This is a genomic window from Sphingomonas faeni, assembly GCF_030817315.1.
GTDB lineage: Bacteria > Pseudomonadota > Alphaproteobacteria > Sphingomonadales > Sphingomonadaceae > Sphingomonas > Sphingomonas faeni_C.
In genome coordinates this window covers 1,590,467-1,612,901 of record NZ_JAUSZF010000001.1, presented here as the reverse complement: position 1 = coordinate 1,612,901, position 22,435 = coordinate 1,590,467, and the positions used below count along the sequence as shown (strand labels likewise).

The 22,435-nt window shown below is 66.4% G+C and carries 19 protein-coding genes, 1 tRNA gene and 1 pseudogene; 20 read left to right on the top strand and 1 reads right to left on the bottom strand.

All coding sequences use genetic code 11. The features are described from left to right. Nucleotides 1-40 precede the first annotated feature (40 nt). A complete protein-coding gene (locus QFZ54_RS07455) occupies nt 41-1,669 on the top strand; it encodes a hypothetical protein (protein WP_307085894.1) in 1,629 nt (542 codons plus the stop codon). A gap of 131 nt (nt 1,670-1,800) precedes the next feature. Beyond that, nucleotides 1,801-4,605 (top strand): TonB-dependent receptor domain-containing protein, encoded by a 2,805-nt coding sequence (locus QFZ54_RS07450; protein ID WP_307085892.1) that lies wholly within the window; start codon nt 1,801-1,803, stop codon nt 4,603-4,605. A gap of 403 nt (nt 4,606-5,008) precedes the next feature. On the opposite strand, the gene QFZ54_RS07445 is transcribed toward QFZ54_RS07450, so the two are convergent. Beyond that, a complete protein-coding gene (locus tag QFZ54_RS07445; RefSeq protein ID WP_307085890.1) occupies nt 5,009-5,665 on the bottom strand; it encodes a prolyl hydroxylase family protein in 657 nt (218 codons plus the stop codon). 134 nt (nt 5,666-5,799) lie between these two features. Between QFZ54_RS07445 and QFZ54_RS07440 the strand changes: the two genes are divergently transcribed. The 18 genes and pseudogenes from QFZ54_RS07440 (at nt 5,800) to QFZ54_RS07355 (ending at nt 22,368) form a co-directional block, all read left to right on the top strand. Continuing rightward, a complete protein-coding gene (locus QFZ54_RS07440; protein ID WP_307085888.1) occupies nt 5,800-6,627 on the top strand; it encodes a type II secretion system protein N in 828 nt (275 codons plus the stop codon). A gap of 10 nt (nt 6,628-6,637) precedes the next feature. Continuing rightward, nucleotides 6,638-8,857 carry a type II secretion system secretin GspD gene (gene gspD / locus QFZ54_RS07435; protein ID WP_307085886.1) on the top strand — a complete coding sequence of 740 codons (2,220 nt, stop codon included), beginning with the start codon at nt 6,638-6,640 and terminating at the stop codon, nt 8,855-8,857. A gap of 155 nt (nt 8,858-9,012) precedes the next feature. Beyond that, nucleotides 9,013-10,539 (top strand): GspE/PulE family protein, encoded by a 1,527-nt coding sequence (locus QFZ54_RS07430; RefSeq protein ID WP_373458471.1) that lies wholly within the window; start codon nt 9,013-9,015, stop codon nt 10,537-10,539. Between the two features lie 122 nt (nt 10,540-10,661). Further along, entirely contained in the window at nt 10,662-11,888 is a 1,227-nt protein-coding gene (gene gspF, locus QFZ54_RS07425; protein WP_307085884.1) for a type II secretion system inner membrane protein GspF, read from the top strand. Nucleotides 11,889-11,896: 8 nt separating this feature from the next. Then, nucleotides 11,897-12,337, top strand: a complete 441-nt coding sequence (gene gspG / locus QFZ54_RS07420) for a type II secretion system major pseudopilin GspG (protein ID WP_373458470.1) — start codon at nt 11,897-11,899, stop codon at nt 12,335-12,337. After that, nucleotides 12,312-12,782 carry a GspH/FimT family pseudopilin gene (locus tag QFZ54_RS07415; protein ID WP_307085880.1) on the top strand — a complete coding sequence of 157 codons (471 nt, stop codon included), beginning with the start codon at nt 12,312-12,314 and terminating at the stop codon, nt 12,780-12,782. The genes gspG and QFZ54_RS07415 overlap by 26 nt, the downstream gene beginning before the upstream one ends. After that, on the top strand, nt 12,772-13,143 hold the full coding sequence (gene gspI, locus QFZ54_RS07410) for a type II secretion system minor pseudopilin GspI (RefSeq protein WP_307085878.1): 372 nt from the start codon (nt 12,772-12,774) through the stop codon (nt 13,141-13,143). Before QFZ54_RS07415 ends, gspI begins: the two co-directional genes overlap by 11 nt. A 62-nt stretch (nt 13,144-13,205) precedes the next feature. Further along, nucleotides 13,206-13,925, top strand: coding sequence for a type II secretion system minor pseudopilin GspJ (gene gspJ / locus QFZ54_RS07405; protein ID WP_307085876.1), 720 nt, complete (start codon nt 13,206-13,208; stop codon nt 13,923-13,925). Beyond that, a complete protein-coding gene (gspK, locus tag QFZ54_RS07400; protein WP_307085874.1) occupies nt 13,912-14,910 on the top strand; it encodes a type II secretion system minor pseudopilin GspK in 999 nt (332 codons plus the stop codon). The genes gspJ and gspK overlap by 14 nt, the downstream gene beginning before the upstream one ends. After that, nucleotides 14,907-15,992: a type II secretion system protein GspL gene (gene gspL / locus QFZ54_RS07395; protein ID WP_307085872.1), complete on the top strand. Its 1,086-nt coding sequence runs from the start codon at nt 14,907-14,909 to the stop codon at nt 15,990-15,992. Before gspK ends, gspL begins: the two co-directional genes overlap by 4 nt. Next, nucleotides 15,989-16,465, top strand: a complete 477-nt coding sequence (gspM, locus tag QFZ54_RS07390) for a type II secretion system protein GspM (protein WP_307085870.1) — start codon at nt 15,989-15,991, stop codon at nt 16,463-16,465. Before gspL ends, gspM begins: the two co-directional genes overlap by 4 nt. Then, complete coding sequence (gspN, locus tag QFZ54_RS07385) at nt 16,462-17,187, top strand: type II secretion system protein N (RefSeq protein ID WP_307085868.1); 726 nt, start codon at nt 16,462-16,464, stop codon at nt 17,185-17,187. The genes gspM and gspN overlap by 4 nt, the downstream gene beginning before the upstream one ends. A 66-nt stretch (nt 17,188-17,253) precedes the next feature. Next, nucleotides 17,254-17,330 (top strand) — tRNA-His (locus QFZ54_RS07380). 111 nt (nt 17,331-17,441) lie between these two features. After that, nucleotides 17,442-18,491, top strand: coding sequence for a Leu/Phe/Val dehydrogenase (locus tag QFZ54_RS07375; protein ID WP_307085865.1), 1,050 nt, complete (start codon nt 17,442-17,444; stop codon nt 18,489-18,491). A gap of 172 nt (nt 18,492-18,663) precedes the next feature. Further along, nucleotides 18,664-19,389, top strand: a complete 726-nt coding sequence (gene ccmC / locus QFZ54_RS07370) for a heme ABC transporter permease CcmC (protein ID WP_307085863.1) — start codon at nt 18,664-18,666, stop codon at nt 19,387-19,389. A 97-nt stretch (nt 19,390-19,486) separates the two neighbouring features. Continuing rightward, nucleotides 19,487-19,933, top strand: coding sequence for a cytochrome c maturation protein CcmE (ccmE, locus tag QFZ54_RS07365; protein ID WP_307085861.1), 447 nt, complete (start codon nt 19,487-19,489; stop codon nt 19,931-19,933). Then, nucleotides 19,930-21,844: pseudogene (locus QFZ54_RS07360) on the top strand (heme lyase CcmF/NrfE family subunit). Before ccmE ends, QFZ54_RS07360 begins: the two are co-directional and overlap by 4 nt. Continuing rightward, a complete protein-coding gene (locus QFZ54_RS07355; protein ID WP_307085859.1) occupies nt 21,841-22,368 on the top strand; it encodes a DsbE family thiol:disulfide interchange protein in 528 nt (175 codons plus the stop codon). Before QFZ54_RS07360 ends, QFZ54_RS07355 begins: the two are co-directional and overlap by 4 nt. The last annotated feature ends 67 nt before the right edge of the window (nt 22,369-22,435 follow it).

Below are 22,435 nucleotides of genomic sequence, written 5' to 3'. Positions count from 1 at the left end.
CGATCCGAACACACAACGGTACGACTCGGGAGTCCTTCGCATGACCAGCTTTACTCGCCTCGGCACGATCCTGCTGACCGGCACGGCCTGCCTCGCACTCACCGCATGCGGTGGTGCCGACGACGTCGCTTCGCCGGGCGCGGGCACGGTGATCATCACCCCGCCAGCCACGCCGACCCCGACGCCGTCCACACCGACGCCGACCCCATCGGCGATCACCGCCGCCCAGTTCGCCTCGACCTCGGGCGGACGCTCGGATGGGACGATCACGATCAGCGCCGACGAGCAGCTTGCGATCGTCAATGCCGGCACCAACAACAACGTCAACGGCACCAACGTCCTGACCGGCGTGTATCCGACTGCCGCGACGTCCGCCACGACCGCGACCGATCCGTCGTCGATCAACCCGTTCTTCACTAGCACCAACTTCGTCGGCGCGCTGAACGGCCCGACCGACACCGCGTTCCAAGGTTGGACCTGCGCCTCCACGTCGGCCGAGTTCGGCGGCAGCACGACCGCGCGCTGCACCGCGGTTCCTGCCGTCGGCGCTGGCGGCTCGGCCGCAGCGTGCCCGACCGGCACGATCGACGATGGTCTGGTCCAGACGTTCCGCGCCTGCCGCCTGCCGACCGTCATCTCGTCCAGCCTGACGCTGCCGAAGATCGCCGGCGTGTTCTATCGCCTGCGTGGCCAGACCGAAGTCGGCGCCGATGTCGGCACGACCGGTGCCGATACCGGCGTGACGCTGACGATCGCACCGGGCGTGGTCGTCGCAGCCGACTCGACCGAAGTCACCGCCGATCTCCTCCTCGTCAACCGCGGGTCGAAGATCAGCGCCGTCGGTACGCGCGACGCGCCGATCATCTTCACGTCGCAGCAGAACCTGACCGCCAACGGCGTCAGCGATGCGACGCAGGGCCAGTGGGGCGGGATCATCCTGCTCGGTCGCGCCCCCGTCGGGGTCTGCGCGACCGGCACCGGTCCGAACAATGCGGGTGGCACCAGCACGACCTGCCAGCAGGCGATCGAAGGCGTCACCGGGCGCTTCTACGGTGGTCCAACGCAAGCGGACAACAGCGGCACGATGCAGTATGTCCAGATCCGCTACAGCGGCATCGCGATCAGCGACGGCAACGAGCTTCAGGGCCTGACGCTCGGCGGCACCGGTTCGGGCACGACGATCGATCACGTCCAGAGCCACAATTCGGCCGATGACGGCGTCGAGATCTTCGGCGGGACCACGAACGTCAAGTATTTCGCGGTTACCGGTGCGGACGACGACGGCTTCGATATCGACAACGGTTATCGCGGCTTCATGCAGTTCATCATCGCCGCACAGCGCCTGCTCGGTGCGACCGCCGACTCGTTCTCGACCGAGATCGACTCGAACGGCGCCGAGGATCTGTTGCCACGCACCTTCGGTCAGTTCTCGAACTTCACGTTCGTGCAGACCGCGCTTGCGCCGGCCGCGATCCGCCAGCGTGGTGGGTCGGACATGCGCTTCGTCAACGGCATCGTGAAGACGCCGGCGACCGTCGCCTGCCTCAACCTGGTCGCGCAGGAAGCCAGCCAGGCCGATCGCTCGACCGTCCGTGCGGCTGATGCAGCGAAGCAGGACCAGGGTCCGCCGATCTTCACCTCGGTCTACTTCAACTGCAACGGCCGGTAACGGCGCGCCCTCGACCCCTTAGTCGGCCTGCTAGCCAGCTGGTGCGGTCGATGACGTGAGCAGCGATGCCGGGGTGGTTCGAAAGACCGCCCCGGCATTCGCCCATAGACTCCTGATCTGGATATTCGGCCATGCAGACGCGCTTCGGCTATGCCACCTTACTTCTCCTGACCTCGCAGCTGGTCGCGCCCGCGGTGCTGGCGCAGACGGCCCCTGCGGCTGGCGGCGCTGCGCCGGCTCCGGCTGCACCACCGCCCGCGTCGACCACGCCGACCGGGCCGACCTCGACGCCGGTGGACACGTCCGCGCCACAGGCTGCCGGTGCGCAGGCCGAAGTCTCGACGCCTGGCTATGATCCCAATGGCGGCGAGGACATCGTCGTCGTCGGTCGCAACATCCCCAATTTTGTCCGCGCGACGCCGCAGGTCGTGTCGATCCTGTCGACCGAAGATATCGCGCGCACCGGCGAAGGCGACATCGCCGGCGCGCTGTCGCGCGTCACCGGGCTCAGCATCGTCGGCAACGGCTTCGTGTATGTCCGCGGTCTCGGCGATCGTTACTCGTCGTCGCTGCTCAACGGCTCGCCACTGCCTAGCCCCGAGCCGCTGCGTCGTTCGGTGCCGCTCGATATCTTCCCGACCACGATCGTCGGGTCCGCGCTGGTCCAGAAGACCTATTCGGTGAATTATCCGGGCGAGTTCGGCGGCGGCGTGATCAATCTCACGACCAAGGCGATCCCGGACAAGAACTTCCTGTCGTTCGGCGGCTCGGTCTCGGCCGACACCGCTACGACCAGCGAACTCGGCTACACCTATTATGGGGGCGATGCCGACTGGATCGGCTTCGACGACGGCACGCGGAAAGTGCCGAGCTTCATCAAGAACGCGCCTAGCGGCAACGGCAACATCTCGGCGGCGCAGGCTGCGACGCTCAGCAACGCTTCGACCTCGCTACTCCAGCGCAATAACCAGCTTCCCGCAAATTTCTCGGGCGAGATCAGCGGTGGCTCGGTGTTCGATATCGGTTCGGGGCGGCTCGGGGTGATCGCGTCGGTCAGCGCGAGCAACACGTTCCGTACGCGCAGCATCACGCAGCAGGATTCGGTCACCAACGAGGGTCTGCTGCGCAACGATTTCCAGACCTTGCTGACCGACAACCGGATGGTCGCCAACGCGCTGATCGGCGTCGGCTATGAGTTCGGCGAGAACAGCATCAAGCTGACCAACGTCTATATCCACGATACGCTGAAGCAGGCACGTGGGTCGGCGGCGACCACCTACAACAACTCCAGCGGCCTGCGTTTCCAGCAGAACACCAACTGGTTCGAACGCCAGCTGTTCGAGAGCCAGCTGGTCGGCGCGTTCAAGCCGGTCGACGCACTGACGCTCGACGTGCGTGGCGCCTATGCCAATTCGAAGCGTAACGCGCCGTACGAGCGGCAGTTCGACTATCTCTGCTCGAACACCACGACCACAGGCCAGCCGATCGCGGTGCAGGATCCGAACGGGACCGGCGGCGCGCAGTGCAACGGCGCGTACCAGGTGACGCAGCGCTTCTCGCCGTTCGCGTCGATCATCTTCAGCGAACTGAAGGAAGACCTCTACAGCGGGCAGGCGGACGCGGCGTACAAGCTGTCGACCGATCGGCCGATGACGCTGTCGACCGGCTATTTCTTCTCGGATACGAAGCGTACGTCGTCGCGCCTCCAGTTCAACTACCAGACGCCGCGCGGTGGTGGCACCGCGCCGGGCTATCCGTACAATCTGCTGCGTCCGGATTACCTGCTCGCGATTGACACCAACGATCCGCTGAACTCGCTGGAATTGCAGTTCAACACGCCGCTGGGTGCATATCAATATGACGCGTCGCTGCGGATCCATGCGGGCTATGTCCAGGCCGAGGCAGAGGCGACCGACGGTGTCCGTGCGACGATCGGCGTACGCTACGAGACGGCGGACGAGCGGGTTACCCCGATCGGCTCGGGGACGACGCGGCTGAAGAACGATTACTTCCTGCCGGCCTCGACACTGACCTGGAATTTCGCGCCCGACATGCAGCTTCGTGCGAGTGCGTCGAAGACGATCTCGCGCCCGCAGTTTCGCGAGCTTGCGCCGCAGCAGTTCCGCGATCCAGAATCGGATCGCCTATTCTTCGGTAACCCGCTGTTGCAGGACACCAAGCTCTACAACCTCGACGCACGCTACGAATGGTTCTTCGCGCGCGACCAGCGCTTCACGCTTGGTGCGTTCTACAAGCGGATCGACAAGCCGATCGAGCAGGTCGGTTTCTATACCGGCGCCGACGATCGTCTCCAGACCGGCTTCACCAACCTGCCCAAGGCCAAACTGTACGGCGGCGAGGTCGAGTTCCAGAAATACGTGCCGCTCGACACCCTCGGCAGCGATTTCTTCGCGACGCGCCGACTGCTGTTCATCGCCAACTACACCTATACGCAGTCGTCGATCACCGTGGATAACACCTGCGTCCCGAACGTCGTGGACCAAAGGACGGCGACCGGGGGATGCCAGGTCGGCTTCGCACCTGCGACCGGCAATTTCCGCGACGGGGCGCCGCTCACTGGCCAGTCGGACCATCTGGTCAATGTCCAGCTTGGGCTGGAGGACACCAAACGGCTGTCGCAGATCACGTTGCTCTTCAACTATGCGAGCGACCGCGTGACCAACCGCGGCCCGTCCAACCTTGGTGGCACGGGCTTCCTGCCCGACATCATCGAGAAGCCCGGCATCCGCCTGGATCTCGTCGCCCGCCAGGGTGTCGAACTGCGCGGTGCCAGGTTCGAGGTGAAGGCCGAAGCGCGTAACCTGACCAAGACCCGCTTCACCGAGGGCCAGACGTTCGAGAACGGCAACCAGGTGTACATCAACCGGTATAATCTGGGCCAGGTGTTCACGCTCGGGATCAGCACGACGTTCTGAGGACGTCTTGAGAGGGGCCTCCCCGGCGAAGGCGGGGGTCCAGTTGGCGAGGTCGGCGTAGCGAAGCGTTGTCCTCCGTTAGCGACGTTGCCCAACTGGACCCCGGCCTTCGCTGGGGAGGTGCCTGGGTGCTCGGCGCCTGAGGCATAGACGCATAGACGCATAGACGCATAGACGCATAGACGCATAGACGTTGAGGTGTCGTGGTGGTCGCTAAGATCCTTCATCGCACCCTCGAAGGCCGCCGCGCGCAATCCTGCCCCGTATGGGGGAGGTGTCACCGAAGGTGACGGAGAGGGAGGACACGGAACGGCGGTTAATGCTTACCCCCTCCTCCGTCGGGTGAGTGCCTGTCACCCCGCCTGGCGGGCGAGGATTGTAGCCCGAGCGAACCGCCGCGACGTTAGCCCCAGGGCTTCTCGCGAAACCATTTGGTGATCACGTACTTGACCCCCGACCGCACTTTCATTCCGTGATGCAGTGTCGCGGGGTTCATGCTTCCATCCGCACGCCGGTTGTTCCAGGCGAGCAGCTTGCCGGTCTCCGGCTGGACGATCTTGTCGATCGCCTTGAACCGCGTCGCGCCGCCGGCTTCCGGTTGGTTGAGGTAGATCATCACGGTCCAGGTGCGATTGCCGGCGACGCCGCAGTAGCGCTGATAATCGACGCCGTTCGGCTCGAAATAATCCGTGTGCCCTTTGAACTCCTGCCCGACCGCGTAGCGCTGCCCCTGGAGCGCTTCGCCGTGCGCCGGGTCGAGACCAGTCAGCGCCAGGATCCGACGCTCGACGTCGATCACCACCGGATCGCCCGCGAACAGGTCGCCCGTCTCGCTGGTTCGATAGCTCGCGTCGCCGTTCGAATCAGAGATCGTCGACGGCCGCCGCACCGCGTCGATCCGCTCGATCAACGCCGTACACAGGTCCGGCGGCAGGAAATCCCTGCGCACGAACAGGTCGAGCTTGGCGTTCGGCACCCGCTGCACGCCGGGGACCGACAATCGCGCGATGACCGGTTCGGGGGGCAGGCCGGAGCCGCTGGACGGAAGAAGATCGGACATGCTGCCTTCTGCCAACCCCCGGCGCGGAGCGCTACCCCGTCGGAATATGGGCAACCGACGCGCAAGCCATTGACGCGGAATTGTAACATGGCATGCCTACGCGACGAGATGCGGGAAAATGGGGTGGGTCGCGGATGCGATTGAAGCTGGACGCGCGGGCGCGCCGTATCTTGCGGCGTATGCCGGTCGTGAATGTCTATAGTGTCGTCGAACTCGCGCTGCTGGCCGGGTTGGCGGTGCAGTGCGCGCGGCTGGCGTGGACGATCGTGACGCCGATCACGCCGCTGGGCGACTGGCGCCCGGCCGCGCCGATGGTCGTCGGGTCGCCCGCCGATATTTTGCGCGGGTTCGACCCGTTCTTCCGCCTTGGTGGTGTCGCGGGAGCGCCGGCCACCGTTACCTCGCTCCAGTTGACCCTCTTCGGCACGCGCATGGACGAGGCGATGGGCCGCAGTTCGGCGATCATCGCCGGTCCCGACGGTGTCCAGCAGAGCGTCGCAGTCGGTGACGAGATCCAGCCGGGCGTGCGTCTCAAGGCAGTCGCGTTCGACCATGTCACGATCGACCGCGGCGGGGCCGACGAAGACCTGTTCCTCGACCAGTCGGGCTCCGTGACGCCGGTCGTTCCGGGCGCGTCGCCGGCTGGCGCGACCGCAGCGGCTGCCCCTGTCGTCGGCATCCCCGTCGAGCAGTTGCGGAGCGAGATCGGCTTCATACCGCGGATCGACGGTGGCCGCATCAGCGGGCTCACCGTCCGGTCGCAGGGCTCGGGCAACGCGTTTCGCTCGGCAGGACTGAAGGACGGCGACGTGGTCACCTCGATCGGCGGACGGCCCGTCTCGGGACCCGGCGACCTCGACCGCATCGCCAAGGATTTCGCGGGCGGCGGCAACGTCCCCATCACCGTAGAACGCGGCCAGGATACCCTGCCGCTCGCCATCACGATCGCGCCACCCAAATGAAAACGGCCAAATGAAAAAACTTCTTCTCGGTCCGGTCGTAGCGCTAGCGCTGGCCGCCAGCGTCCAAGCGCAGACCACGCTCAACGTCCGTGACGCCGATATCCGCGCGTTCATCGCGGATGCCGCCAAGGTTACCGGCCGCACGTTCATCATCGACAACCGGGTGGCCGGCAAGGTGACGGTGGTCACCGATCGCCCGCTGAGCCGCTCCGAATATTTCGAGATATTCCTCTCGACTTTGCGCGCCAACGGCCTCGTCGCGGTGCCCACCTCGAACGGTGCGTTCCGCGTCCAGCCGCTGGACAACGCCGCCTCGCAGCCGAGCCGGATCGGTGTCGCGGGCGCAGCGCGGAACAGTTACGTCACGGAGATCATCCGTCTTCGTGCGATCGACGCGCAGTCCGCGGTCGAGACGGTTCGCCCGCTGGTCAGCGCGCAGGGCTCGGTCAGTGCGAACCGCGGTGGGAACAGCCTCGTCGTGGTCGATTTTGCCGACAATATCCGCCGTATCCGCGAAGTCCTGCGCAGGATCGACACCGACACGTCATCGACTCGCGTCGTCGCTCTGAAGAATGCGAGCGCAAAGGAGATCGCCACTGCGCTCCAGGGCCTGATCGGCACTGGAACCGGCGGTGGTCAGGGCGGGCAGGGCGGTGGCGCCGCATCCGGCCCGAGCGCATCCGTGGTCGCGGTGGAGGGTTCGAACGCGGTCGCGTTGCGGGGCGATCCGACCACCGTGGCGCGCCTCGCGCAGGTCGCCGCCGACCTCGACCAGAAGGCGCGCAACGGCACCGAGATCAAGGTCGTGTTCCTTGAGAATGCCGATGCCGAGCAGTTGCTTCCCGTACTTCAGGAACTCGTCGGCCAGACTCCCACGCAGCCCGTGCAGACGGCGTTGTCGCGTTCGAACTTCGGATCGAGCAGTACCAACGGGGCGTCCGGTGGACAGTCGAACTTTTCGCAGCCTCAGGTTCCGCAATCCGGCCCGTCGCCGAGCGGTGGGGGCGGTGGATCGGGCCAGCCCGCGATCACCGCGGCCGGCGGCAAGACCGCGGCGGTGGTCACGCGCTTTGCCGGCGCCAACGCGATCGTCATCGCCGCACCTGCCGAGATCCAGCGGCAGCTGAACGAAGTCGTCCGCCAGCTCGACACCCGCCGCGAACAGGTGCTGGTCGAGGCGATCGTCGCCGAGGTCTCGGATTCGACCGCGCGCACGCTTGGCGCGCAGTTCATCGTCGGCGATCCCAGCGGCGGCGCGTTCGGCGCGTCGACCTTCTCGAATTCCGCACCCAACATCCTGCAGATCGCGGGCGCGATCGGTGCGCGCTCGATCGGCGGTAACGGCACGACGGTCGTCGCGCCCGATGGCACGCGCACCGAAACGAACACACCCAATGCCGCGGCGGACACGTTGCAACAGTCGGCGATCGCGTCGATCCTCGCGGCCTCCGGCGGTTTCGGCGGGTTTGGCGGCAAGATCGGCAGCACGTTCTTCGGCGCGATCATCAACGCGGTGAAGAGCGATACGACCTCCAACCTGCTCCAGGTCCCGCATCTCGTCACGCTCGACAACCAGGAGGCGCACAGCCTGGTCGGGCAGGAGATCCCGATCACCACGGGGCAGGCGCTCAGCACCAATTTTGACAACGCGTTCCGGACTACGCAGCGGCAGAATGTCGGCATCGAGCTGACGGTGCGGCCGCAGGTGAACTCGTCGGGCACGGTGAAGCTGAATCTTCGCCTGGAGGTCAGTTCGATCGCAGGGCCCGTGTCGAGCGACAACAGCGACCTGATCCTCAACAAGCGCGAGGTCGAGACCGTCCGTACCGTCGACGATGGCCAGATCGCGGTGATCAGCGGGTTGCTCGACGACAACGAGCGTCGGACGATCGAGAAGATTCCGTTGTTGGGTGATATCCCCGTGCTCGGGCATTTGTTCACGTCGAAGGCGAAGCAGCGGTCGAAGACCAATTTGATGATCTTCATCCGTCCGACGATTTTGCGCACCGCGGAGGACAGTCGGAAGCTGACCGAGCAACGTTACGGCTATGTCCGGTTGCAGCAGGGATTGCAGGAGCCGGGCGCCGAGCCGTCGATCGACCAGCTCGTCCGCGATTACATGGGGGCAGCGCCGCCGATCCCGAGCGCACCCATCCCCGGTAACATCGAGGACCCCCGCGTCGCTGTGCCGGTGCGCACCTCGACGATGGTCGTGCGGCCGAAGAAATGATCATTCGCGAAGGCCACGAGATCGACGCTCTTCCTTCCCCCCTCCCGCAAGCGGGAGGGGCCGGGGGTGGGCGCCCGACCTCCTTCATCGGTATCGCTGACGGAGAGCGCGAGCCCACCCCCGGCCCCTCCCGCTTGCGGGAGGGGGGAAGCGATGTGGTCTCCTCCAGCGCTGGCGAGATCGACCTTCCCCAGATCACCATCCCCTACGCCTTTGCCAGAAAGTTCGGCGTCGTCGTCGACCACACCGACACCGACTCGCACCTCACGATCGCCATGCGCGCCGGCGCAGACCCGAAAGTCCTGCTGGAACTTCGCCGCTATCTCGCCCGCCCGTTCGACGTGACCTTCGTCGAACAGATCGCCTTCGACCGCCTCCTGTCGAACGTCTACGCGATGGACGGCCAGGCCAACGCGCTCGCTGCGGTTGGCATGGGCGACGAACTCGACCTGCTCGCGGGCGACATGCCGACCGCGGAGGATCTGCTCGACACCGCCGACGATGCGCCCGCGATCCGCCTGATCAACGGCATCATCGCCGACGCCGCGCGCAACGGCGTGTCGGACATCCACATCGAGCCGTATGAGACCGGCCTCGTCGTCCGTATGCGGATCGACGGCGTGCTGCGCGAGACGTTGCGCATGCCGCCCAACGTCGCGCCGGTCGTCGTCAGCCGCATCAAGGTGATGGCGCGCCTCGACATCGCCGAGCGCCGCGTGCCGCAGGACGGCCGCATGGGCCTGACGCTGGGCGGCAAACTGCTCGACGTCCGTGTCTCGACGTTGCCATCGCGGGCGGGCGAGCGCGTGGTGCTGCGTATCCTCGACAAGGAAAACGCCGGCATCGACCTGGAGGCGCTCGGACTGCCGCCCTCGCTGTTCGCGCTGCTGAACGAGGCGCTGAGCGAGCCCAACGGCATCATCCTCGTCACCGGCCCGACTGGTTCGGGCAAGACCACCTCGCTCTATGCCGCGCTACGCCTGCTCAACGACGGCAGCCGCAACATCCTGACGGTCGAGGACCCGGTCGAGTACGCCGTCGACGGCGTCGGTCAGACGCAGGTGAACCCGAAGGTCGGCCTGACCTTCGCGGCGGGCCTGCGCGCGATCCTTCGCCAGGATCCCGATGTCGTGATGGTCGGCGAAATCCGCGACCGCGAGACTGCCGAGATCGCGGTGCAGGCATCGCTCACCGGCCATCTCGTGCTGTCGACCGTCCACACCAACGACGCGATCGGCGCGATCACCCGCATGCGCGACATGAAGGTCGAGAGCTTCCTGCTGGCCTCGACGTTGCGCGCGGTGATTGCGCAGCGGCTGGTGCGGCGGCTTTGTCCGACCTGTCGCAAGGCCGTGCCCGCATCGGACACCGTTGCGCCCCTGCTCGGGATTGCGCCAGACGCGGTCATTTACGTCGCGCAAGGCTGCGAGGACTGCAACCAGACTGGCTACAAGGGGCGCATCGGTGTGTTCGAAGCCGTCCGCATCGACGACACCATCCGTCGTCTGATCAACACCGACGGCCACGAATCGGAGATTACCGCGCACGCCTTTGCGAAGTCTCCGAACCTGGCACAGTCCGCGCGCGACCTAGTCCTGTCCGGCCAGACCACGGCAGAAGAAGCCGTCCGAGTATCCCGCCGCGACACGTCCGAAGTCGTGGAAGAGGTGGCCAATGCGTAACCCTTCTGCCCCCCTCCCTGAAAGGGAGGGGCCGGGGGTGGGTCGGCCGGCTCGGGCCACCGCCTTCCGCCTAACAAACCGACCCACCCCCAACCCCTCCCTTTCAGGGAGGGGGGCACGTCGTGGCTGATTTCGACTACATCGCGATCGACACGAAGGGCGCCGAACGCCGCGGCCATGTCGCTGCGCCCGACATGGACGTCGCGCGCGCCACCCTCGACGCGCGCAAATTCTACGTCGTGAAGATCACCCCCGGCGCGCCGCCTCAGGCAACGAAGGGCCGCCCGCTCTTCGGCCTCCAGCTCGGTACGCCGAAGATGTCGGGCAAGAATCTCACGCTCTTCACGCGCCAGCTCGCGACCTTGAACCGCGTTTCTCCGCTGGAGGAATCCCTCCGCACGATCACCCGCCAGACCGAACAGGACAGCGTCCGCACGATCGTCCAGCACGTCCATGCCGGCGTCGTCGAAGGCCGGAGGCTCGCCGACGCGATGGCGCGCGAGCCGAAGAGTTTCCCGCCGCTTTACCGCGCCATGGTCTCCGCCGGTGAAAGTTCGGGCTCGCTCCCGACCATTCTCGATCGCCTTGCGGCCCTGCTCGAACGCCAGGCTGAAATCCGCGGCAAGCTCATCACCGCGCTGGCCTATCCCTCTATCCTCGCGCTCGTCGCGCTCGGCGTCGTGACCGCGCTGATGATGTTCGTTGTGCCCCAGGTGGTCGAGCAATTCGATACAGTTGGCCAGCAATTACCGTTACTTACGCGGATGGTGATGGCCTTCTCGGCCTTCCTGGTCGGCTATTGGTGGGTGATCGTTCTTGGCCTAACCCTGTCTAACCTACTTTTGTGGCGCGCCCTCAAGGACCCCACCTTCCGCCTCGCCTTCGACAGCTGGCTGCTCCGCATTCCGATGCTCGGGCGCCTCCTGCGCGATCTCCATGCTGCCCGGATGGCGCGTACGCTCGGCACGATGGTCGCTAGCCGCCTGCCGCTGCTCGATGGTCTCAATCTCACCGCCAGCACGATCCACAACCGTCGGCTCCGCCAGGCATCGGACCAGATCGTCGATGCGATCCGCGGTGGTGGATCGCTTTCCGCCGCGATGCGCCGGGCGGGCGTCTTCCCCCCGTTGCTGACGTATCTCGCAGCGTCGGGTGAGGCAGCAGGCCGTCTCGACGAAATGCTGGAGCGCGCCGCCGACTATCTCGAACGCGAATTCGACCGCTTTACCGCCACCGCACTCTCGTTGCTCGAGCCGCTGATCATCGTCGTGATGGGCGGAATCGTCGCGACGATCGTGCTATCCATCCTGCTCCCGATCCTCCAGCTCAACACGCTGGCCGGACAATGAGGTTTCGTATGCGTCCCGAACTGAAGAAACGTCGCCGCGAGGCAGGCTTTACCCTCGTCGAGCTCATGGTCGTGATCGTGATCATCGGCCTGCTCGCGACGATCGTCGCGCTCAACGTGTTGCCCTCGGGCGACACCGCGCGGATCCAGAAGGCGAAGGCCGACATCGCGCAGATCGAGGGCGGGCTGGAACTCTACAAGCTCCAGAACATGACCTTCCCCAACACCACGCAGGGACTGAACGCGCTCGTCACCGCACCCGCCGGCCTGACCGATCCCTCGCGCTATCAGCGTGGCGGGTATCTGAAGAAGTTGCCGAACGATCCCTGGGGTCGCCCGTATCTCTATGCCTCGCCTGGCACGCACGGTGAGGCCGACGTCTGGACCTTCGGTGCGGACGGTAAGGAAGGCGGCGAGGGGATCGATGCCGATATCGGCAGCTGGCAATAAGCGCGAAGGCGGTTTCACGTTGGTCGAGCTGATGGTCGTCGTCACGATCATCGGTCTCGCATCGGCCGTGGCCGTGCTTGTCATGCCGGACCCGCGTGGCCGTGTGCTCGACGAGGCGACGCGCTTCGCGTTGCGCGCCCGCGCCGCGCACGATTCGGCGATTGTCGAGGCGCGTCCGGTGAGTGTCTGGATCTCCGGCGGCGGCTACGGGTTCGATCGGCGCATGGCCGGCGGCTGGACCCCGATCGCGGAGAAACCGATGCGCGTCGAACGCTGGAACGACGGGACCAGGGCCAGCATCGGCGACACCAGCGGCCGCCTGCGCGTGACGTTCGACCCGACCGGCCTCGTTGATCGGCCGGCAGAGATCCGGCTCGATCGTGGCGGGGTGGCGGCGACGATCCACATCGACGCCGACGGCAGCGTAAGAGCCGATGCGGGCTGAGCGCGGCTTCACCCTAATAGAGATCATGGTCGCGCTGGCAGTCTTCAGCCTCGCGGCGATGGCGCTCGTGCGTTTGGAGAGCGCGACGATACGCGGCGCGTCGATCCTCGACGAAACGCTGGTCGCGCAGATGGTCGCTCGCAACGTGGCGATCGACGCGGTCACCAGCGCGCAGCCACCGACGGCAGGCCGCGTCACGGGTGTCGAGACGAACGGCGGGCAAGCGTGGACGTGGACGCGGCAGGTCAGTGCGCTCGGGGGATCGAGCGTGTTGCGGATCGACGTGGCCGTCGCCGACCGGACCGGCACGCAACTCGGCCGCCTGACCATGGTGCGACCCGCGCCGCGGATGGTGATGTGAGGGTGCTTCGTTCCACGGCGAAGGTCGGGGCCCAGCTGGGTAAGCCTAGCAAGCGAACACCTATGTCCCCCAACTGGGCCCCGGCCGTCGCCGTGGAACGGCAGGAAAGCACGGAAGCCGGTTTCACGCTTATCGAAGTGATGGTGTCGCTGATGATCTTCGGCATGATCGCAGCGACGGGTGTCGCGATCCTGTCGTTCAGCGTGAAGGCGCAGAGCTCGACCGCCGCGAAGCTCGACGACATCAGCGCGCTGACCCGGACGATGTCGATCCTATCGGCCGATCTCGCCCAAGCGTCGAACCGCACCAGCCGCGATGAGGCCGGCACCAGCATTCCCGCGTTCGTCGGCGAGAGCGGGTCGGGCGTCACGCCGATGCTGCGACTCGTCCGTGCAGGGTGGAGCAACATCGACGGCGCGGCGCGGTCCAGCATGCAGAAGGTCGCTTACCGCGTCGACGGCGGCACGCTCCAGCGGATCGCCTATCCGATGGTCGACGGCGCGCAGCCGCTGCCGCCCGCCGCGTTGCTCACCAAAGTCCGCCAGGTCGGACTGCGCTATCGCATCGCGGGTGCCTGGAGCGATCGCTGGGATGGCGCGAGCGGCAGGCCGTTGCCCGACGCGATTGAACTGACCGTCCAGCGCGACGATGGGACGCAGTTTCGTCAGATGTTCCTTATCGGTACCAGTTACGTCCCGGCGCCATCTGATGGAACTGGTACCGCCACGACCCCACCGGCCGCCACACCTCCTGGACAGGAGACGCCCGGTGCGCGCACCTGATCCGGGTATTCGACGTGGGCAAGAACGGGGTGCGGCGTTGCTCACCGTGCTGATGCTCGTCGCGATCATCGCGGTGATGGCGGGCGCGGCGCTGGAGAAACTGCGGCTGTCGACACGGCTTGCGAGCAACGCCGCGACCGGCGAGCAGGCGCGCGCCTATGCACTCGCGGCGGAGACGATGGCGCTGACCCGCGTCTCGAACTTACTCGCGTCAAAACCCAAGCAGGTCACGCTGGCTGGCGGCTGGAGCAATACGCCGTTCGGCCTGCCGGTCCCCGGTGGCTTCGCGACCGCGCGCGTCCGTGACGGCGCGAACTGTTTCAACCTGAACTCGCTGGTCGGCATGACCACGCCGGGCGTGTACGTCGCGCGCGGCGACGTGCGACCGCAGTTCGTCCGCCTGATGCGGCTGCTCGACGTGCCGGCGCAGGTCGCGGAACAGGTCGCGGCGGGCACGACGGACTGGATCGACAGCGATCAGGACCAGCAGCCGATGGGGGCCGAGGACGGCGCGTATCTCGGTCGCGATCCAGCGTATCGCACGGCCAGCACGCTGATGAGCGACCCCAGCGAACTGCGCGCCATCGCCGGGATGACGCCGGATATCTACGCGAAGATCCGGCCGTGGATCTGCACGTTGCCATTCGCCAGGCCTTCGCCGATCAACGTCAACACGCTGCTGCCCGAACAGAGCGTGCTGTTGGCGATGATGTATCCCGATACGCTGTCGGTCGGGGGCGCGCAGCAATTGCTGCTGCGGCGACCGGTGCAGGGTTATGCGACCATCGACGAGTTGCAGAAGGGTGCGTCGCTGCTAGGTGCGGCGAATATAGCGCCTGGAGTCGATGCGCAGATGCTGTCGACATGGTTCACGCTCGATATCGACGTGACGCTAGGCACTACGCAAATGCAGGAACGTGCGCTGATCGACGCGAACCGACTTCCCGCGCAGCTCGTATCGCGGCAATGGGGCGAGCCATCATGACGACCTTACTGTTCCTCCCTGCCGGCGAGACCGGATATCGCTGGATGCGCGTCGTCGATGCGCGCGTGGTCGGGGAGGGGGAGGGTATCCCCGATGCGATCGACGACGAGACGATCGCCGTGGCGCCCGCCGATGCGGTGACGCTGCACTGGGCGGAACTGCCGTCGCGATCGGCGGCGCAGGCGACGGCGGCCGCGCGGATCCTCGCCAGTGAGGCGAGCGCGTCGCCGCTTGCCGAACTGCATGTCGCGGTCGGGGACGAAGGCGCGAGCGACAGGCCGATTGGTGTCGTCGGCGCCGCGACGATGCGCGACTGGCTGCGAATGCTCGCCGAGGCGGGTGTCGATCCCGTCTCGGTCATTCCCGCGCCGATGCTCCTGCCACGGCCTGATGAAGGATATGCGCGTGCTGAACTCGCCGGCAGCGGCGTGGTGCGCGGCACGTCGAGCGGATTTGCCGACGAGGCACGGCTGACCGAGTTGGTAACCGGCGGCAGCGCGCCGACTACCACTGGCCGTGAGACATTGGAGGCCGCCATCGTTGCTGCGGTTGCGTCACCGCCTCTCGATCTGCGGCAGGGACCATTCGCACGACGGCGACGGTTCGCGATCGACTGGGGGCTGATCCGGCGACTGGCACTGTTGTCGCTGACGATCCTGGCGGTGACGTTGGCGATCTCGCTGGTCCGTATCGCCAAATACAGCTTCGGTGCCGACGCTCTGGAAGCTGAGGCGAACACCGTGGCGGTAACCGGCCTGCCGCGCGGCGAGACGGTGGTCGACGCGGATCGGCAGCTCGACGAGCGCCTGTCGCGCGTGCGGGGGCCGGGGCTCGGGTTCACCAACACGACTGCGGCAGTATTCGCGGCGATACGCGCGACGCCGGGCACCGAAGTCACCGCGCTCGATTTCCAGGCGAACGGCGACCTGCGCCTGTCGGTGGCGGTTGAGCGCGAAGCGCTGGCGACCGACCTGAAGCGGGCGCTCGAAGACGCAGGCTTTTCGGTCCGCGCGGGCGTGTTCCAGGCGGCGGCCGGTCGCGTGACGGGTGAACTAACGATCAGCCCGGAGAGCGGACGATGACCGGACTGAAGACGTGGTTCGAAGGGCGCTCGCTCAGGGAGCGGCGGCTGCTGCTCGCAATGGCTGCGCTCGCGGTGCTGACGTTGCTGTGGGCCGTGATCATACGCCCGGTCGGCGATGGCCTGTCGAGCGCCCGCGAGCGTCATGCCGACGCCGTTACGCGGCTCGGCGAGACGCGAGCGCAGGTCGCGACGTTGCGCGATATCCAGCGGGCGCGCGCGACGCCGTTGACCGGTACGCTGGCCGACGTCGTGCGCGCCGAGGCAGACCAGGCCGGGTTCGCGCTCGCCTCGCTCGATCAGGATGGGGCGAGCCGGGTTCGGGTCGGTATCCAATCCGCGCGCCCTGCAGCGCTAACCGCGTGGCTGGCGCGGCTCGAACGGCTCGGCATCCTCGTCGATTCGGTGGCGATGACCGACAAGGGTGACAAGACCGTCGCTGTCGCGCTCACGTTGAAGGCGCGCGCGGCATGAGGCGGATACGGCTACGCACCGGCCCCGCCGCGCTGTTCGGCGGGATGCTGTTGATCGCGTTGATCGTGTTCCTGCCGATGCGTGCGGTGCTCGGCTGGGTCGGGGTCGGCGACGAGGGGCTGGTCGCGCGGCGCGTGTCGGGGACGATCTGGGGCGCGACGCTGACCGAGGCGCGGTTCGGCGATCTAGCGCTTGGGAACCTTCACGCGCGGTTGTCGCCGCTGCCGTTGCTGGTCGGCCGCGCGACGATCGTCTTTACCGGTCCCGAATCGGTGTCCGCCAAACCGTTGCGCGGTTCGGCAAGCGTTAGTCGCCACGGCTTCGGCGTCGATCACATGACCGCTACCGTCGCGACGGGGCGGCTGTTCGCACCGGTGCCCGTTACCGCGCTCGATCTCGACGACGTGTCGGTCCGCTTCCGCGACGGCCAGTGCGAGGCTGCCGAGGGGCGCGTCCGGGCGACGCTGGCGGGCGACGTCGGCGGGATCACCTTGCCGCAGTCGGTCAGCGGCACCGCGCGCTGCGATGGTACCGCGTTGCTTCTCCCGTTGGCGAGCCAGGCCGGGACCGAGAGCATCGCGCTCAGGATCGAAGGGGCGGGAACCTATCGCGCGGAATTGTCGCTGAGTCCGTCCGATCCGCTGGCGGTCCAGAAGCTCGAACAGGCCGGCTTCGTGCGTGGGCCGAACGGGTATCAACTCGCCATCGAAGGACGTTTTTGACAGGTTTTTTGCAAGTCGGCGGTTGACGGAAGGCGCTGACCCCCGCTAGGGGGCGACGCCTACGCGGCGGTCGTAGTTCAATTGGTTAGAGCGTCGGCTTGTGATGCCGGATGTTGCGGGTTCAAGTCCCGTCGGTCGCCCCATTTTCCCTTATTTTCGTAAGCCCCCGCAATGAGGGCGCTTTGGGCTGGTAAAACCGGCCGGAAAATAATATTTCGCCTCCCGGTAATTTTATTCCTCCTCAGGAGCCGGCGATGACAGCGGTTTGGGACCTTCCCGATTTCGACGACCACGAGGGCGTACATGCCTTCACCGATCCCGAATCGGGCCTGCGCGCGGTAATTGCGCTGCATTCGACCAAGCTCGGGCCGGCGGCTGGCGGCACGCGGTTCTGGCATTACGCCGATAACGGGCGCGCAGTGACCGATGCGCTGCGCCTGTCGCGCGGCATGAGCTTCAAGAATGCGATGGCGGGCCTGGAGCTTGGCGGTGGCAAGGGCGTGGTCCTTGCGGCGAAGCCAGGCGACGTCATCACGACGGCACAGCTCGAAGCGTTCGGTCGCGCGGTCGATTCGCTCGGTGGACGCTATGTGACGGCGGAAGACGTCGGCATGTCCGAAGAGCGGATGAAGGTGATCGCCACGCAGACGCGCTACGTGTCCGGCCTGCCGGTCGCGAGCGGCGCTGCGGGTGGCGATCCCGGGCCGTACACTGCGCTCGGCATCTATCTGGGCGTGAAGGCGGCGGCGGCTCGCGGTCTCGGTGCGACCGACATGAAGGGCGTGCGCGTCGCGATCCAGGGTGTCGGCTCGGTCGGCGGCGGGCTTGCGCGGTTGCTGGCGAAGGACGGCGCTGTGCTGACGCTGGCGGATGTCGACGAGGGCCGTGCGCAGAAGCTCGCCGGTGAACTCGGCGCGACGGCGGTAGCGGCCGAGGCGATCCTGACGACCGAGGCGGATATATTCAGCCCGAACGCGCTGGGTGCTATCCTGACCGAGATGTCGATCGCGGCGTTGAAGGCGAAGGTCGTTGCGGGCGGTGCGAACAACCAGCTGAGCGTGCGCGAGGACGGCGCGCGGCTTCATGCACGCGGTATCCTGTATGCGCCGGACTACGTCATCAACGCGGGCGGGATCATCAATGTCGGGCTCGAATATCTCGGGCAGGGTGACGAGGCCGAGGTTAAGGCGCGGATCGCGCGGATCCCGGAGCGGCTTATCCAGGTTTGGGACGAAAGCGACCGTTCGGGCGAGCCGGCGTCGGATGTCGCAGATTCGATCGCAAAGCGTCTGATCGGCCGCTGACATCCTTCTCCCCGGCGGGGAGAAGGTGGCATGAATTGCCGGATGAGGGTGGTTGGGGCGATCCCAGCCTCACTTCCCCTCACCCTCCCACCGCAAGTGCGGCGGGTCCCTCCCTCTCCCCGGCGGGAGAGGGGCTTTAAGTCCGCGATGACTTGCCATAATGGGTGTCCCAGTGGCCACCCTACACGCCTTCGCAAACCCCGCGCGCTTCCTGAAGATCGCCAAGCCGTTGACGCCAGCGCTTTTCTGGGCCGGCGTCGCGCTGATCGTGCTGGGCTGCTGGGCGGGCCTGACGCAAACCCCGCCGGATTACCTCCAGGGCGAGACGGTTCGTATCCTCTACATCCACGTGCCTGCCGCTTGGCTCGGCATGGGCGGGTGGAGCGGGATCGCGATCTCCAGCATCATGTTCCTCGTCTGGCGCCACCCGCTCGCCAGCGTGGCGGCGCGCGCGATCGCGCTGCCGGGGGCGGTGTTCGCCGCGTTGTGCCTAATGACCGGCTCGATCTGGGGGCGGCCGACCTGGGGAACTTGGTGGCAATGGGACGGCCGACTGACATCGATGCTGCTGCTGTTCTTCGTCTATCTCGGCTACATGGCGCTGGCGAAGGCCGATGCTGACCGTGGCGGCGACGGTCGCGTGCCTGCGCTGTACGGGATCGCCGGATCGGTGCTGTTGCCGATCATACGCTATTCGGTGGTGTGGTGGAACACGCTGCACCAGGGGCCGAGCATTGGCCTCACGCAATCGACGATCGATGGCTCGATCCTGTGGCCGCTGCCGATCATGCTGGCCGGGTTCACGTTCGTGTTCGCCGGGATCGTCTTGATGCGGATGCGGACGATGCTCGCCATAACGAAGACCGAAGCCCGTATGCGCAGGATGGCCCGCGCATGAATCCCTGGCCATTCGTGACCGCCGCTTATGTCGTGACGCTGGGGGGCGGTGCGATCGCCGCATTGCTGAGCTATCTCGCGATGCGGAAAGCCGAGCGATGAAGGCCAAGCATCAACGCCTGACGCTCGCGCTCCTGGCGCTGGGTGCGGTCGTCGTCGCGGGTCTGCTCGCGCTGTCCGCATTGAAGGATCAGGCGGCGTTCTTTTACGCGCCTTCCGACGTTCGCCGCGACGGGCTTCCGCTCGGTCGCGCGGTACGGCTCGGCGGGATGGTCGAAGGTGGGTCGGTAAAGCGCGCTACGGACGGCATCACCGTGCATTTCATCGTCACCGATGGACGGGCGACCACCCCGGTCGTCTTCGCGGGGATCGTCCCCGACCTGTTCCGCGAGAAATCGGGCGTCGTCGCCGAGGGCCAGTTCCAGCCCAACGGCAGCTTCGCCGCGTCGAATTTGCTCGCCAAGCACGACGAAAAGTACATGCCGCCGGAAATGGCCGGCAAGATGCACGAGACCAAGACGCTCGAACCGGACGCCAAGCAGTGATCGCAGAGGCAGGTCTCGCCGCGCTGTGGTTCGCAGGCGCGCTGGCGGCGTTGCAGTTGGTCATGGCGGCGATCGCTATCGCGGGCGGGCGTGATGATGTGGCGGCGGCCGTACGACCTGTGGCGATCGTCCAGGGGCTGCTGGCGCTGCTGGCGATGGCGCTCCTGATCGAGCTGTTCCTCCACTCCGACATGTCGGTGAAGCTGGTCGTCGAGAACAGTCATTCCGCCAAGCCGTGGCTCTACAAGTTCGCTGGCGCATGGGGGAATCACGAAGGCTCAATGCTGCTCTGGGTCACGATCCTCGGGCTCGCCGGTGGCGCGGTGGCGATCTTCGAACGCTCGCTACCCGAACGCACGCTGACCGCGACCTTGGGCGCACAGGCGACGATCGCACTCGGCTTCTACGCGTTCCTGCTGTTCTCCTCGAACCCGTTCGCGCGGCTCAATCCCGCAGCGCCCGACGGCCTCGGGCTCAACCCGCTGTTGCAGGACCCGGGCTTGGCGTTCCATCCGCCAACGCTCTACACGGGGTATGTCGGCCTCTCGGTCGCCTTTTCGTTTGCCGTTGGTGCACTGGTCACGCGCGATGTCGGGCCGGCGTTCGCCAAGGCGATGCGGCCCTGGGTATTGATCGCGTGGATATTCCTGACGCTCGGGATCACCGCCGGATCGTATTGGGCGTATTACGAGCTCGGCTGGGGCGGCTGGTGGTTTTGGGACCCGGTCGAGAACGCTTCGCTGATGCCATGGCTTGCCGCGACTGCGCTGCTTCATTCGGTGACGGTGCTAGCGACGCGCGACGGCCTGCGCGCGTGGACGATCATGCTAGCGGTCGTCGCGTTCTCGATGTCGATGATCGGCACGTTTTTGGTGCGCTCGGGCATCCTGACGAGCGTCCATGCCTTCGCTGTCGATCCGGAGCGCGGCGCGTTTATCCTAGCGCTGCTCGCGATCTACATCGGCGGCGCGCTGGCGCTGTTCGCCGCGCGGATCGGCACCGTGCGCGCTGGCACGACCTTCGATCCGGTCAGCCGCGAGGGCGGGCTGGTCGCGAACAACCTGCTGTTGTCGGTGATCCTCGGCATCGTCCTGATCGGCACGCTGTACCCGATCGTCGCGGCAAGCTTCGACGTCCAACTGTCGGTGGGCCCTCCGTTCTTCAATAAGGCAGCGGGCCCGATCGCGTTGCTGCTGGTCGCGGTGATGGCGGTCGGGCCTTTGCTGCGCTGGCGGCGTGACGATGCGAAGGCAGTGCTCCGGCGCATCATGCTGCCGATCGGCGCGACGGTAGCGGCGGCGCTTGCGCTGTTGATCGTGTGGCCGGGTTGGCTCCCCTGGGCAGGGCTGTCGCTGGCCGCCGGTCTAGCCATCGCCAGTGTCGCTCCCTTGTGGAAGCGCAACCTCAAGCGAACGCCGCTGTTCACCTACGGCATGGTCATCGCGCATCTCGGTATCGCAGTCAGCCTCGCTGAGGATGGCGTCGGACAGCGCCTTTACCAAGGAGACGCTGTTCGCGGTGCGTGCCGGTGAACCGGCACGCGTTGGACCCTACACGGTGACCCTCGACGGCATCTCGCCGGTGATTGGCGAGAACTGGTCGGCGCTCGAAGCACGGCTGACCGCAACGCGTGGGGACAGCACGAGCATCCTGCGCCCGCAGCTCCGCTTTTTCGCGAACCCGCCGACCAGCACCAACGAGTCCGCGATCCTGACGGTACTCGACGGTCAACTCTACACCGTGCTCGGCCAGCCGGATGGGCAGGGGCGGTGGCAGCTTCGGCTGTGGTGGAAGCCGTTCGTGACGCTGATCTGGTTCGGCGGTGTGCTGATTGCGCTGGGTGGGATGCTGTCGCTGCTCGGCCGGGTGCGGCGCGAGCGGCGGGCGGCGATACGGGCGTACTGGGCATGAAGCGGTTCGCACTCTGGGCGCCGCTGGCGATCTTCGCACTGCTGTTTGCGGTGGTGGCGAGCGGGCTGTTCCGGCCTGCCGAGAAGGTGGTTCGGTCGGCGATGGTCGGCAAGCCGCTCCCCGATTTCGCACTGCCGGCGATGATCCCCGGCAAGCCGGGCCTGACCAGCGCGTCGTTCCGGCAGGGTAAGCCGCGGTTGCTCAACGTGTTTGCGAGCTGGTGCATTCCGTGCATCGCCGAGGCGCCGCAATTGATGCGATTGAAGGCGATGGGCGTGCCGATCGATGCGATCGCGATCCGCGACACCGCGCCGGCTATTGCTGGGTTCCTGCGCCGTAACGGCGATCCGTACGAGCGCATCGGCAGCGACAGGGCTAGCCAAGTCCAACTGGCGTTAGGTTCTTCGGGCGTGCCGGAGACATTCGTGATCGACGGCCGTGGGATCGTCGTGAAGCAGATCATCGGCGATATCCGGCCTGAGAATGTGGCGGAGATCGTGCAAGCCGTGAAGGACGCACGGTGAGGGGGCGTAAGCTAATTCCCCTTCCGCCTGCGGGTGGGGTTAGGGGAGGGGCTTCTTGTCCCTTGCC

Bases quoted from the DNA above. Each gene is read 5' to 3' on its own strand.
- QFZ54_RS07455 (WP_307085894.1), top strand. From the start codon at position 41: ATGACCAGCTTTACTCGCCTCGGCACGATCCTGCTGACCGGCACGGCC.
- QFZ54_RS07450 (WP_307085892.1), top strand. From the start codon at position 1,801: ATGCAGACGCGCTTCGGCTATGCCACCTTACTTCTCCTGACCTCGCAG.
- QFZ54_RS07445 (WP_307085890.1), bottom strand. From the start codon at position 5,665: ATGTCCGATCTTCTTCCGTCCAGCGGCTCCGGCCTGCCCCCCGAACCG.
- QFZ54_RS07440 (WP_307085888.1), top strand. From the start codon at position 5,800: ATGCGATTGAAGCTGGACGCGCGGGCGCGCCGTATCTTGCGGCGTATG.
- gspD (WP_307085886.1), top strand. From the start codon at position 6,638: ATGAAAAAACTTCTTCTCGGTCCGGTCGTAGCGCTAGCGCTGGCCGCC.
- gspG (WP_373458470.1), top strand. From the start codon at position 11,897: ATGCGTCCCGAACTGAAGAAACGTCGCCGCGAGGCAGGCTTTACCCTC.
- QFZ54_RS07415 (WP_307085880.1), top strand. From the start codon at position 12,312: ATGCCGATATCGGCAGCTGGCAATAAGCGCGAAGGCGGTTTCACGTTG.
- gspI (WP_307085878.1), top strand. From the start codon at position 12,772: ATGCGGGCTGAGCGCGGCTTCACCCTAATAGAGATCATGGTCGCGCTG.
- gspJ (WP_307085876.1), top strand. From the start codon at position 13,206: ATGTCCCCCAACTGGGCCCCGGCCGTCGCCGTGGAACGGCAGGAAAGC.
- gspL (WP_307085872.1), top strand. From the start codon at position 14,907: ATGACGACCTTACTGTTCCTCCCTGCCGGCGAGACCGGATATCGCTGG.
- gspM (WP_307085870.1), top strand. From the start codon at position 15,989: ATGACCGGACTGAAGACGTGGTTCGAAGGGCGCTCGCTCAGGGAGCGG.
- gspN (WP_307085868.1), top strand. From the start codon at position 16,462: ATGAGGCGGATACGGCTACGCACCGGCCCCGCCGCGCTGTTCGGCGGG.
- QFZ54_RS07375 (WP_307085865.1), top strand. From the start codon at position 17,442: ATGACAGCGGTTTGGGACCTTCCCGATTTCGACGACCACGAGGGCGTA.
- ccmE (WP_307085861.1), top strand. From the start codon at position 19,487: ATGAAGGCCAAGCATCAACGCCTGACGCTCGCGCTCCTGGCGCTGGGT.
- QFZ54_RS07355 (WP_307085859.1), top strand. From the start codon at position 21,841: ATGAAGCGGTTCGCACTCTGGGCGCCGCTGGCGATCTTCGCACTGCTG.